We start from the raw sequence: 12,788 nt of genomic DNA on the forward strand, positions 1-12,788 counted from the left end.
CCTCGCTGTCGGCGCAACGGGCTTGCCGCTCTCGTGCCGGCGGGCCTCAGGATCGCCGTGCGTATGCGATGACCGCGAGTCCGCTCGGTCCCCGCAGTGGGAGACGCGTCTCGTGGCCGCCGTCCTCCTGCTCGCCGACGGTCCATCCGAGCGTCTCGGCGCGGGTGGCGACCGCATCGAGGTCGCTGGTTCGGGCCAGCAGTGACCATGTCGGACCGTCGGTCTCGTCGGACAGACTCAGGGTTTCCCATGCGGCCCAGGCATTGTCGTCGGAGAACTTCGGTGTACCGAGGGTCGCGATGAGATCCTCGGCCAGATCGGCCCACCGATCGGTGGCGTGCATGACGGTCACCCGCTCGAAGAGATCGGCGAGGCCGGCGGTGGCATCCCCGCTCATGACAGCGGTCCGAGTGTGCGGAACATCGATCGGTGGAAGACCAGCGGATCGGTGGGGGCGGGCACGATGAGCGCCGACACCCGGCCGACCACCAGTTCGTGGTCGCCGATCACCCGATGATCGTCGATGTCGCAATCGATCCAGGCGTGTGCACCGTCGAGACGAGGAGCGCCGTTGGCGGATCGGGTCCATGAGACGCCGGCGAATTTGTCGGTGCCACTGCGCGCGAACGACCGCGCCAGGAGGTCCTGCCCCTCCGCCAGGACGTTGACGCTGAACCGCCCGGTCGCGAGCACGCGCGGGAGTGTGGTCGACGAACTGCCGGCGAAGAAGCCGACGAGCGGCGGGTCCAGCGAGATCGAGGTGAACGAGCCGACCGTCATACCGGTCGGTTCGCCGTCGGCATCCTCCGCGGTGATGACGACGACGCCGGAGCAGAAGTGGGAGAGAGCTTCTCGGAAACTCCCGGCGATGCCCACGGCGTCGGTGGCGTCGATCGGATGGCGCGTGTCGACGAGGTCGTCGGTGGTCATGAGTGCGTGTCCTTTTCCTCGAGAGGCGGTGCGGGCCGAGTGGGCCCGCACCGCAGGGGTGCCTACGCGGCGCCGATCTGGTTCTCCAGTTCGGCGAGCGCGTCGGAATAGATACCCGAGATGGCCGTGGCCAGTTCTGCTTCGACCTCGGCCGACTCGGCGCCGAACGATGCCGCCCAGCGAACGTCGGCGCCGCCATCGGTCGACTCGGTGACCGAGATCGTCGACTCGTAGTGCTTCAGAGGCAGTGGGCCGTCGATGTAGGTGTACGTGTAAGTCCGAGCGTCGTCGGCGAACGCGGTGATGCGCTCCCGTGCCGGCTCACCGTCGGCGAACACGACATGTCGAACGTTGTCCTCGTCGACGCGAGACGTGGTGATGGCAGGGATCCACGACGCGATGTCGCCCGTCCGGCCGATCCACGACCAGACGGTGTCGGCCGACGCCGGGAAGGTGTGCTGGATCTCGATGTCGGTCACTTCGCCACCCGCCCCAACTCGGCCTCGTACTTCTTGGTCATGTGCTCGACCGCCTTGACGTGCTCGGCGGCCTGCCCCGCCCGTACGGATTGGGCACGCTCGGCGGCGTCGATCATCGGTTGTGCCTGACCCTGGAAGTACGGGATCACGTCCTGTGCGAACAACTCGTACGAGCGTCGGGTCGCCTGCGGGTTGGCCCAATCGTGGCCCTGGACCAGCAAGGTGCCGAATCCACCGGACTGATCGACCAGGCGTTGCACTTGGGCGCGTGCTTCGTCGGCGGTGCCGATCACACCGATCCCGGACGTGTTGATGAAGTCGATCATCTCGTGCTTGTTGGTGCCGCGGACGTCCATCTGCGGGAATGCCGCGACGTGCTGGAGGTAGTTGAACCAGTACTCGATGCCGTGCTCGACATCGGCGTACGCCTGCTCCTTGGTCTCCGCGATGTGGAACGGGCCGACGAGGCGCCAGGTGGAGCGGTCCACCTCGTCGCTGCGACCGGCCTGCGCGGCGAACTCCTCCAACATGCCCCAGTGATGTTGCAGCGCACTGAAACCGTCGGCGGTGAGGGTGGCCGCGATGGACAGCAGCCCGATGCCGTACTTGCCCGCCAGGCGGGCGCCGGTCGGCGACGCGATGGCGGCGACGACGACGTCGAACAGGGGATCGGAGTACGGCGCCATCTGGATCTTCGCGTCGAAGAGCTCGTGGGTGCGGGTCTTTGCCGACACCGTCTCGCCCCGCAGCAGCCGCATGATGATGTCGGTGTTCTCGGCGAGCAGCTCACGGGTGTCGATCTGCGAGAGTCCGAGCATCGCGGCGTCGGTGGGCAGTGATCCGGGACCCAATCCGAAGAGGGCGCGGCCGCGGGTCAGATGGTCGAGCATGACCATCCGCTCCGCTGCCCACAGCGGATTGTGGTACGACACCGAGGTCACACCGGTACCGAGCTTGATCCGGCTGGTGCGCTCGCCGGCGGCGGCGATCATGATCTCCGGCGATGCGTAGATCTCGGCGCCGGCCGAATGGTGTTCGCCGAACCATGCCTCGTCGTAGCCCAGCTGTTCGAGGTACTGGACCAACTCCAGATCGCGCTGCAGCAGCAGCGTGGGGTTCTGGCCGGGCTCGTGGATGGGGGCGAGGAATGTTCCGAACTTCAACCTGCTCATGTGAGGCTCCCTGCGGTGTGACGTGGGTAATACACAGCTGAACGCTATGAGCGGGGACACCCTGCGCGTAAGTCCGCAGAGGTAGACATTCACGCGGGTATGGCATCCACACGTGTCGGCCCCCGATGCGCCGGGCGGCGGGCTGATGCGGCCTAAGGTCGGTCCATGGACATCAAGCGGCTCCGGCTCCTGCGCGAGTTCGCCGACCGCGGGTCGGTCGGGGCGGTTGCCACCGCGATGCACATGACGCCGTCGGCGGTGTCCCAGCAGTTCAAGGTGCTCGCCCGCGAGGCGGGCGTCGAGATCCTGGAACACGACGGTCGCGGTGTACGCTTGACCGCCGCCGGGCAGGCACTGGTGCTACGTGCAGACGAGGTGATCACCGCGGTGGACCGTGCCCACGACGAGATGACCACGTATCGCTCGGGGACGTCGACGGTCCGGCTCGCCATGTTCCCGTCCGGGGCCACGCTGTTGCTCCCTCGTCTCCTCGATCGCACGACGGGGACGGACATCGCGGTGTCCGCATTCCACCTCGAGGTCGGTTATCCCGATGCCGCACCGGCGCTGGCCGATTTCGACACCGTGGTCACCCATCGCGACGAGCGAACCGCGAGCCTCACGGTCCCGCGAGTCGCCGTGACCGAGCTGATGCGTGAGCCGGTGGACGTGATCGTCTCGCGCACTTCACCTCTGGCAGAGCGCGACGCAGTCGAGGTCGGTGAGCTCGCCGACCACGACTGGATCAGCGTGGAGGGTGGATTCCCCGTCGACGACGTCTTGCTGTCGATCTCGGCCGCGACAGGTGTCGCACCCCGAGTGACCCAACGCATGCTCGATTTCGCCACGATCGAGGCCCTGGTGGCCGCCGATCACGGGATCGCCCTGATGCCGCGCTTCGCCGTCAAACACCCGGGGGTGCATCCGCTGGTGCTGAAAGGTGTTCGCGCCGCGCGCGTCTACGAGACGCTCACCCGGCCGGGGCCGCGACGATCGGTGCGATCGGTGGTCGAGATGCTGGAAGCCGTGGCCGCGGAGATCGCCGGCTCGTCGGGCGAACGCTGAGCTCAGGCGGACCGCGTCCGTCGAGGTGCCGGCGGGAGTTTCCATCCGGCGGCGAGTCCGGCGAGTCGCAGCCCCGTGGCCGACACCGCACCCACGATCAGCCACACCGGTTCGGCGATGTCGGTGTACGTGGAGCCCACGGCGACGATGGTCGATCCGATGAGGGCCGGAACGGCGTAGAGATCACTGGGCTGCAACAGCAACGGGATCTCACGGACGAGTACGTCACGGAGCAGGCCGCCTCCGACCGCGGTGAGGAGACCGACGACCGCGGCCGCGAATGCGCTGCTGTGGACCGCGACCGCGATGCTCGCGCCGGTGGCCGCGAACAGCCCCATGCCGATGGCGTCGAGGATGAGGATGGTGCGGCGCAGCGCGGTGAACGCGGGGTGGAAGAAGAAGACCACCAGCGCCACCACGGAGGTGATGGTCACCGGCACCCAGTTCTGCACCGCAGCAGGCGGCGTCGATCCCAGCAGGACGTCGCGCAGGATTCCGCCGCCGACGCCGGTCAGCGCGGCGACGGTGACGATGCCCCAGAGGTCGAGGTCCTTGCGGACGCCCACGAGCGCTCCCGAGGCCGCGAACACCGCGACGCCGATGTAGTTCAGGCTATTCAGCAGCATCGTGGATCAGTACCGGTGCTCGAGCCAGTCGACGGCGAAGGCGCAGATCGCGGCCGCGTCGACAACCAGTGTCCGTGCGGCACCGACGGTTCCGAGTCGATGTGGTTCGCTCGCCACGAACTCGGTGACGATGTCGGCGAAGTAGTCCTCGGCGGGGCCCTCCACGATCGGGTCGCCGGTGTCGAACTCCTCGAACATGTGCCAGGTGACCCCGCCGTCTCCTTCACGCATGTCACCGTCGCGCAGGGGTGCCTCGTACCGGATGACACGCTTGTTCTCGATGTCGGCGAGATGTTCGGCGTGATGGAGCAGGGTCATCGTATCCCACGGAGCCCCGAGCATCACCACCTTGCCGCCCCGGTCGACCAGGCGGGCGAGTGGGGAGCCGTCGCCGTAGCCGTAGTCCAACGGATGGTCCGCCGTCATCGCTTCTGCGGCATCGCCGACCGCGGCCACCGACGCGCCGGGATTCCCGCTTCGTCGGCTCCCTGGCCAGGTGCGCAGGAACTCCGGTAGCGCGCCGTTGTCGCGAATCGCGCGGGAGCGCAGCGGGTCGAAGGGCGCGACGCGGTCTCGCCAGCGGTCGGGCAGTCGTCCGGAATCATCGAGCAGTTCATGGTGATTCGATGACCAGTCCGTGTAACCGAGGACGGTCCCGCCGGGAGCCACGGCGTCGACGAGACCACCCACGACGTCGTCGGGACCATTGAGGAGAGGACCGATCGCGCGGAGCGCGCCGTGTGCCATCACGATGTCGCCGGGCGCGAGGCCGAGCGCCTGGAGGTCGGCACTGATCCGGTCGCGGGTCACGAATGCAGGTGTGCTCATGAACGATCCTCCTGGCGGCACGCGGGCCGCTGTGCCGCGGCGCGGCCCTTCTCACCATCGCGCATCGGTCAAGCAGTTTTCTCGGGACCGGTCGTCGGCACACGACGACTGCTCGGATTGACTCCGGTGGTCCGCTTGAACGCGGTGCTGAAGGTGAACGCGTCGGCATATCCGACTTCGCGGGCCACCTCGGCGATGGTGAGATCCGGACGGTCGGCGAGTCGATCGGCCGCCACCGTCATCCGCCAGCGGGTGAGATAGGTCAGCGGCGGCTCACCGACCAAGTCGGTGAATCGTTTGGCGAGTGTTGCGCGTGAGACGCCGACACGTCGGGCGAGGGTCGACACCGTCCACGGTGTGTCGAGTTCGCTGTGCATGACGTTCAGCGCGTCACCGACGATCGGATCGTGCAGAGCCGAATACCACTGTGGTGCAGCGTCGTCCTGGAAATCGAACCAGTCGCGGAGCGCGCACACCAACAACCAGTCGAGCAGACGGTCGAGCACGGCCTGCTGCCCGGGCCGGTCGGTGGAGACCTCCGCAGCGATGAGCCGCGCGATCGGATCGGCGTTGCCGTGCCCGGGAATCCGAATGACCGGTGGCAGGGCGCCGAGGAGGCGGTCACCGATCTCACCGCGGACGGGATAGGCGCCGACGATCATCGACGTGGTGTCGGCCGAGGCCTCGCCGCACGCTCCCCAACCCCGGTGGTGCAGCGCTCCGCCGACCGCGGGAGCCGAGCAGTGCTCTCCGCATGCCTCCGGGATGGCGGTGGTTCCGGGCTCGTCGACGAAGCCGAACGTCTCCGGCCCGCGGATGACGACGGTGGTGCCGGCGGTGACGCGCAATGGCTCCCGGCCATCCTGGACGATCCATCCGGCTCCGTCGAGGATCACGCCGAGGGTCAACGGTGGACCGTCGACGAAGTCGAGAGACCACGGCGCCGAGAGAGTCGGGTAGCCGAACACGGAGCCGTGCGCACGCACGCCGCGCAGCAGGTCCCCGAATGCATCCATGCCGATCACCGTAGACGAATGCGCATGCGAACTGGCGTCACGACCATGGATCAGTCCACGGCGGCCGTGATGGTGTTGCTCCATGAGCAACGACACCGTCCTCGTCCTCGGCGCCTCCGGAAAGACCGGGCGCCGCGTCGCCGCCCGGCTGCGCGTCATGGGCTGCCCGGTCCGCACCGCCTCGCGATCCAGCGCCCACCGCTTCGACTGGTCGGACCCCGACACCTGGGATCCGGTGCTGGCCGGCGTCGGCTCGGTGTACCTGGTGCCACCGACCTTCGTCGGACCGGTCGCCGACTTCGTCGCGCGAGCCGAGGCCGCCGGCGTGCAGCGGCTGGTGGTGCTCTCGGGACGCAACGCCGATCAGTGGGGCAGCGACGACTTCGGTGCCGAGATGCTGGCCGCCGAGGCGGCGGTCCGCGATTCGGCCCTCGACTGGACGATCCTGCGCGCATCCAACTTTCAACAGAACTTCACCGAAGACGTCTTCGCGGACGGAGTCATCGCCGGAGTGGTCGCGCTACCTGTCGGCGAGGTGCCCGAGCCGTTCATCGACGTCGAGGACATCGCCGAGGTCGCAGTCACGGTGTTGACGTCGACCGGCCACACCGGCCGGATCTACGAGTTGTCCGGACCACGCGCGCTGACCTTCGCCGAGGCGGTCGGCCAGATATCGGCGGCCACCGACCGGCCCATCGAGTTCCGGCAGCTGACCTTCGGCGAGCACATCGAGAGTCGGATCGCGGAGGGATGGCCGCGTACCGACGCCGAGAGTCTGACCGCGATGTTCGAGATCATGTCCACCGGCGTGATCTCGACGACCAGCGACGATGTGCGGCAGTTGCTCGGCAGGGAGGCGGCGCCGTTCGAGGACTACGTGGTGCGGACCGCGGCGTCGGGTGCGTGGGACATCGACGACCGGGAGGCCGGGCCCGCCATCTGATCTCGTCGATCGTGCGCTCTGGATCGTCGACTGTGCACCCGCCGGGGGATGTTCGTCGTGCAGACCGCGTCGACGACCGAGTTCACGTGCACGGTCGACGTTTTCGAGCGCACGGTCGGCGGCAGGGACTGTCGGCCGGGCTCGGGTGTCGGATCGGAATCCGTTTCGGGGTCGAGAGCGTGCCGGCCGGATTTCATCGGAGAGTTCCTCTTCGTGGCTCGCTTGCCGCGAGGACCGGCCGGTACGGGAGATCACCCTGCTGGCTCAGATGTCGTCGTCGTCGTTCCGTCGGGGCGCGGCGGCGTCTGGTCGCGGCGCGGTGTCGTCTCGGGGGGGGGGCAGCAGACGACACTCGGTCGACGGTTTTAAGCACACGACCACTGCGAAAGGGCTACCTACGGGACCGTAACCTACGCTATCGTAGGTTCATGGACGTCGAGCTCAGCCGTGTGGACGAGGTGTACGCGCACTACCGGCAGCACCAGCAATCTGTGCGGCGGGCGCAGTCGATGTACGGCATCCTGGCGATGCGTCACCGCCCCCGTGTGCGCTACATCGACGATGCCCGGCACGAGTTGCGGCGCGTGGCTCGACGGTCGGGTCCGCCGCTGCTGATCGCCGTCAACCACATCCGCGAGACCGACCCGTTGGTGCTCGCCGCGGCGGGCTTCCTCTCGCCATTGCGGGCGCGGATCGGTCACATGCGGGTGCTGGCGAAGGACGAGTTGTTCGTGGAGTCCGTCCAGCGCGACAAGATCGACGCCCTCGGCGGCATCCCGGTGTTCCGCCCCAAGGACCACGAGATCAGGGCCGCGGTCGCCGCAGCCCAGCAGATGTTCGAGGTGTGCGCCGACCGCATGGTGCGCGGCGATTCGATCGCCATCTTCCCGGAGGGCACCTGCAACACCGAAGAGCCTGCGACAGTACAGAAATTGAGCAGCGGCGTCGGCCACATCGCGGTGCAGGCGCGAAACGCGGGCGCCGACGCGCCGCAGCTCGTGGCGATCGGGCTCGCGTACCCGCCGGAGCGTGGTGGCCGAGCGGGCCGACCCGTCGTCGTGATGTCGAGCCCGGCGGAACTGACCGCCGCGGTCGCATCGACACCTGCGGCGGTCACACGCCTCGTCGCCGACCGTCTTCAGGAGTCGGTCAGCCGCGCGTACGAGCTCGCAGAACGGTAACGCCGGGCGGGTGAACCGGCCATGCGGGGCGGTCGGTCACCTGTCCGGAGACGCGTCCCGGAGCAGTTGCATCGCACCGACACCGAGGCGCGCCAGGATGGCGGCCACCGGTTCGACGGAATCGATCCGGCCGACGCCGACCCCGGCGTCGACAGCCGGGGGAGCGGCGGCCGCGGCATCGGCGCGCAGCGCGTCGTCGGCCTCCAGGGCGTCGACTCCATCGGTCCAGCGATCGGTGAACCCGTTGCGCACCACCCGATTCAGGAAGCGGGCAGGCCACGGCCACCCCTCGATGACGTCATAGGCGCGAGTCAGCACGGTCTCGTCCGCCCGCGCGGCGACCAGTGTGTCCTTGGCTTCCGCCGGTGCCAGCGACTCGACCGTCGCCGACAACGCGGTGCCGATCCATGCACCTGCCGCCCCCGCGGCGAGGACGGCGGCCAACGATCGTGGCGATGCGACACCGCCCGCCGCGAGCACCGGAAGGTCGACGACCTCCAGCACCGCGTCGAGCAGTGGGAGCAGCGCGCCAGTGGGATCGCCGTGGCCACCTCCGTCGGCGCCGCGGGCGACCAGAACGTCGACGCCGGCATCGCCCGCCACGCGGGCCTGCTCCGGCGCGTACACCTGTGTCGCGGTGCGGATGCCGGCATCCCTGGCCCGGTCCACCCAGTCGAACCGATCCCCGAAACTCACCGACAGCAGGGTCGGCCGGGTGTCGACGGCCAGGTCGAGGAGGTCGGGGTGCTCACGGATCTTCCAGTCGACCACGCCGATCCCGAACGGCAGCGCTGCGTCGAAGCCGGGGGCCGCGCGGTGTGCGTCGAGCTGAGCACGCAGGGCGGCAGTCGACCCCGAACTGCCCATGCCGATCATCCCGAGTCCGCCGGCCGCCGACACGGCGGCGGCCAGTCGGCCACCGGCGACGCCGCCCATCGGGGCGTTGACGATGGGCAGGCCGAGCCGAAGGCTCGATGACCAGGCGGTGGCGAGCCGATCGGTCACCGGCGGGTCAGCTCTCGGACCGACTGCGACGCAGCAACTCCTGAACGCTGATCTGCGATCCCTCGTCATCGGAGCGGGCGTGGCGGTCGCTGCGCGAGGACGAATCGGACGACCGGTCGGGACGACCGCCCTCCGGCCCGCTGCCGCCGCTTCCGGAGGGCGCGCCGTTCTGGGGTGCAGCGTTGTGGGGGCCGTTGCCGGCCGCGCCGTCTCCGTTGCGTCCCTCGACTGCTCGCGCCGTCGACGGGGACATCCCGCGATCGAGCGCCGATCCGTTGGCGCCGGTGCCCGCCGGACGTCGGCGTCCGGCAGGTCCCTGTGCCTCCGGCGCCAGCGATGCCGCGAGCGGTCGCTTGCCGGTCTCGTCGAGCGCCGGGCGTCGGCGCAATGGCGAATCGGGCGGCCGTGCAGCCGGATTCACGACCCGGTTGGCGCCGCTGGGCGGTGACGACGGGCGCGCCGGTGACGGCGGCCGCACGGGTACCGACGACGACCGCGGAGAACCGTTGGTCGAGCCGAGGACCGGGTGATCACCGCTGCGATCGGCCCGCTCCGGACGAACCGGACGGTCGGCGTTGGCCGGTGGACGCGATGTGTCACTTCCGCCCAGACGGATGCCGCCTTCGCCGAGGCTCCACCCACCCGTGTCGGGTTTGTTGGCACGGGCGCTCTCCCGACTCGGCCGGGCGGCCAACGATGGCGACGGCCGCGAACCGGTTGCGGTCGGCGCGAGTGTCTGCCCGGTCGGGGGCGGTGCCGATCGAGTCGGGGTCGGACCGGACGGCGGAGCCGACACCCCGACGCGTGCCACGGGCGCGGCGTCGGGAACCGGCGGGCGAGCGGCACGACGACTCGGTGGTGCGGTGCGCTCGGCACCGCCCAGGTCGGCGGGACGCCCCTGCGGAGCGAGGGTCGGCCGGTCTGCCCCCGGCTGGGGGCGGTCCGGTTGCGGACGTCGATCCGGCGGTGCGGGCCGGGCGGCCGGCGATGCCACCGTCCGCGGGCCGGCCCCCGGGGTGGGTGCACCCGGTCCCGGACGGCGTCGATCTGCCTGTGCCGGTTGGGCATCGGGCTGCGGTCGCCGGCGGGAATCCGGTCCGGCCTCACCCCGACTGCGGGCCGAGGTCATCTTCGACGTCGGGGCCTCGGCGACCAACGTGCCCGCACTGCGAGCGCGCTTCGCGCTGTCCCGCTGCTCGTCGGGCTCATCGTCGAGGACGGTCTCGCCGAGACCGATCTTCTGCTGGACGACGGCCAGCCACCGTGGCGCCCACCAGCAGTCGTCGCCGAGCAGCTTCATCACCGCGGGCACCAGCAGCATGCGGATGACGGTGGCGTCCAGGATGAGTGCCGCGATCATGCCGTACGCGATGTACTTCATCATCACGATCTCGGACAGCCCGAAGGCGCCGGTGACGACCACCAGGATGGCCGCGGCCGCAGTGATGATGCGGCCGGTGTGCGCGGTGCCGATGCGCACTGCCTCGGTGGTCGATGCGCCCTTCTGTCTGGCCTCGACCATGCGGGACAACAGGAATATCTCGTAGTCCGTGGACAAGCCGAACACGATGGCGATGATCAACACGAGGACCGCCGCGAACAGTGGTCCCGGAGTGAAGTTCGCGATCGACGCTCCGTGACCGTCGACGAAGATCCAGGTCAAGATGCCCAGCGTGGAAGCTAGTCCCAACGCGGACATCAACGCCGCCTTGATCGGCAGCACCACCGAACCGAACGCGAGGAACATCAGGAAGCCGGTCACCAGCACCAGCAGCGTCGCCATGATCGGGAGTCGCGACAGCAGTGCGTCGATCGAATCCTGGGTCAGCGCAGGGGTTCCCGCCACATACATGGACAGGCCCTGCGTGTCGATGGCCCGCAGTTCCTTGATCGCCTCGCCGGCTGTGTTGCGGTCGACCAGCCCGGCCGACATCTGGAAGATGGCCGGGCCGTTCTCGCCGTAGTTGCCGGTCTGGACGGAGTCGTCGGAGGTGCTGAACTGCTTGGTGAAGCCAGGGATCTTGTTGGCCTCGGCCGCGATCTCGTCCAGCTTCGCCGCGTCGTCGCCGTTCGGGTCGTAGGCGATGACCAGTTTGATCTCTTCGGTGCGTTCACTCGGGAACCACTGGTCGAAGTTCTCCTGCGCGACGCGATTCGGGTTGTCCGGCGGCAGGTACTCCTCGCTGATACCGCCGAACTTGATCCCGCTGAACGGCAGGATGAGCAACAGCAGCAGGATGACGGTCGGGACCGCGGTCTTGATCGGATGCCGCATCACCCAGCCGGCGAGCTTGCCCCAGAAGCCTTCTTCGATCTCCTTGCGCGTCTTGGTACGTCGCAGGAAGGGCAGACCGAGGGCGTCGATCCGCTTGCCGAGGATCGCGAGGACAGCCGGCAGCACGGTGATCGACAGGATCGCGGCCAACGCGACCGACGAGATGGCACCGTAGGCGACCGATTTGAGGAAGCCCTGCGGGAAGATCAGCAGACAGGCCAGAGCGGCGACGATGATGGTCGCCGAGAACACCACCGTCTGCCCGGCGGTCATCACGGTTCTTCGTACGGCGGCCTTCGTCGAATAGCCCTCGGCCAGTTCTTCTCGGAACCGACTCACGATGAAGAGGCCGTAGTCGATGGCGATGCCCAGGCCGATCAGTGTGACCACCGACTGGGCGAAGATGTTGAGTTCGGTGACCTGGGCCAGCACCTTCATGATGCCCAGCGAGCCGGCGATGGTGAGACCGCCGATCAACACCGGAAGACATGCCGAGACCACGCCGCCGAAGATGAAGAACAGCATGATCGCGACCACCGGCAGCGCGATCACCTCGGCGCGGTGGATGTCCTTGTCCATACCGTCGCTCATCGCGCCTGCAACGGGCTGCAGACCGGCCAGCTCGAACTTCGTGCCCTGGAGATCGAACCTGTTGTCGATGTCGTGGAAGAACGGCTCGATCGTCTTGTAGTTCTTCAGGATCGTCGTGTCGTCGTCACCCTTGACGCCGATGCTGACGAAGGCGTGCGTCTTGTCCTCGGAGAAGGTGCGCGAGCGGATGGTCTCCTGCGCCGCCTTGTTCGCGGGGCTGTTGTCGACGGCCCGGAACGGGTCGACGATCCCGGGGTCCTGTCGGTTGACGATGTCCGGGTGGGCTGCGATGAGGTCGTCGACGAAGTTCTCGACCTTCGCGCCGAACTCCGGGTTGTCGACCTTCGTCCCCTCGGGAGGGGTGATCACCAGGATGACGTCGGACTTGTGGTCGCGGCCGAACGCGGTGTCGGCGATGCGCGAGCCCTGGTCGGATTCGGACGTCGGATCGAACCACCCGCTCTGGCTCAGGTGCTTGCCGAGGTCCATACCGTAGAGTCCTAGACCGGCCATCAGAGCGATCAGTACGCCGATGACAGCGAAGCGCATCCGGAAGACGAATGTTCCGATGGCTGCGAACACGCCGGGTTCCTTTCGCAGAGTGACGGTTGATTCTTACAGCTGGTCCTGAGTGATCGCTGAGTCCGCGACCTGCATCGGTGGACGCAGTGAGTCCC

The 12,788-nt window shown here is 68.4% G+C and carries 12 protein-coding genes; 3 read left to right on the plus strand and 9 right to left on the minus strand.

Translation table 11 applies throughout. The features are described from left to right. Positions 1–46: 46 nt before the first annotated feature. From GS4_RS04965 to GS4_RS04980, 4 genes are all read right to left on the minus strand, one after another. Positions 47–397: a hypothetical protein gene (locus GS4_RS04965; protein ID WP_007618126.1), complete on the minus strand. Its 351-nt coding sequence runs from the start codon at positions 395–397 to the stop codon at positions 47–49. Further along, the gene (locus tag GS4_RS04970) at positions 394–930 is read right to left on the minus strand and encodes a flavin reductase family protein (protein ID WP_007618127.1); all 537 of its coding nucleotides are present in this window, start codon (positions 928–930) and stop codon (positions 394–396) included. The genes GS4_RS04965 and GS4_RS04970 overlap by 4 nt, the downstream gene beginning before the upstream one ends. A gap of 62 nt (positions 931–992) precedes the next feature. Then, positions 993–1,409, minus strand: a complete 417-nt coding sequence (locus GS4_RS04975; RefSeq protein WP_007618128.1) for an SRPBCC family protein — start codon at positions 1,407–1,409, stop codon at positions 993–995. Then, positions 1,406–2,581, minus strand: a complete 1,176-nt coding sequence (locus GS4_RS04980) for an LLM class flavin-dependent oxidoreductase (protein WP_007618129.1) — start codon at positions 2,579–2,581, stop codon at positions 1,406–1,408. The genes GS4_RS04975 and GS4_RS04980 overlap by 4 nt, the downstream gene beginning before the upstream one ends. 165 nt (positions 2,582–2,746) lie before the next feature. Between GS4_RS04980 and GS4_RS04985 the strand changes: the two genes are divergently transcribed. Beyond that, positions 2,747–3,646, plus strand: a complete 900-nt coding sequence (locus GS4_RS04985) for a LysR family transcriptional regulator (protein WP_007618131.1) — start codon at positions 2,747–2,749, stop codon at positions 3,644–3,646. A gap of 2 nt (positions 3,647–3,648) precedes the next feature. On the opposite strand, the gene GS4_RS04990 is transcribed toward GS4_RS04985, so the two are convergent. The 3 genes from GS4_RS04990 to GS4_RS05000 form a co-directional block, all read right to left on the minus strand. Then, complete coding sequence (locus GS4_RS04990) at positions 3,649–4,272, minus strand: trimeric intracellular cation channel family protein (protein WP_007618133.1); 624 nt, start codon at positions 4,270–4,272, stop codon at positions 3,649–3,651. 6 nt (positions 4,273–4,278) lie between these two features. After that, positions 4,279–5,100, minus strand: coding sequence for an aminoglycoside 3-N-acetyltransferase (aac(3), locus tag GS4_RS04995; protein WP_007618134.1), 822 nt, complete (start codon positions 5,098–5,100; stop codon positions 4,279–4,281). A 68-nt stretch (positions 5,101–5,168) separates the two neighbouring features. Next, the gene (locus GS4_RS05000; RefSeq protein ID WP_007618135.1) at positions 5,169–6,116 is read right to left on the minus strand and encodes an AraC family transcriptional regulator; all 948 of its coding nucleotides are present in this window, start codon (positions 6,114–6,116) and stop codon (positions 5,169–5,171) included. Between the two features lie 82 nt (positions 6,117–6,198). On the opposite strand from GS4_RS05000, the gene GS4_RS05005 reads away from it, so the two are divergent. Continuing rightward, positions 6,199–7,059, plus strand: coding sequence for an NAD(P)H-binding protein (locus tag GS4_RS05005; RefSeq protein ID WP_007618136.1), 861 nt, complete (start codon positions 6,199–6,201; stop codon positions 7,057–7,059). Between the two features lie 428 nt (positions 7,060–7,487). Further along, the gene (locus GS4_RS05015) at positions 7,488–8,240 is read left to right on the plus strand and encodes a 1-acyl-sn-glycerol-3-phosphate acyltransferase (RefSeq protein ID WP_007618137.1); all 753 of its coding nucleotides are present in this window, start codon (positions 7,488–7,490) and stop codon (positions 8,238–8,240) included. A 36-nt stretch (positions 8,241–8,276) separates the two neighbouring features. Here GS4_RS05015 and GS4_RS05020 read toward each other — a convergent pair whose 3' ends face one another. Next, positions 8,277–9,245 carry an NAD(P)H-dependent flavin oxidoreductase gene (locus GS4_RS05020; protein ID WP_007618138.1) on the minus strand — a complete coding sequence of 323 codons (969 nt, stop codon included), beginning with the start codon at positions 9,243–9,245 and terminating at the stop codon, positions 8,277–8,279. A 7-nt stretch (positions 9,246–9,252) separates the two neighbouring features. Continuing rightward, the gene (locus tag GS4_RS05025) at positions 9,253–12,693 is read right to left on the minus strand and encodes an MMPL family transporter (protein ID WP_007618139.1); all 3,441 of its coding nucleotides are present in this window, start codon (positions 12,691–12,693) and stop codon (positions 9,253–9,255) included. Positions 12,694–12,788: the final 95 nt, after the last annotated feature.

The sequence above is a fragment of the Gordonia soli NBRC 108243 genome (assembly GCF_000334455.1).
Taxonomy (GTDB): Bacteria; Actinomycetota; Actinomycetes; order Mycobacteriales; family Mycobacteriaceae; genus Gordonia; species Gordonia soli.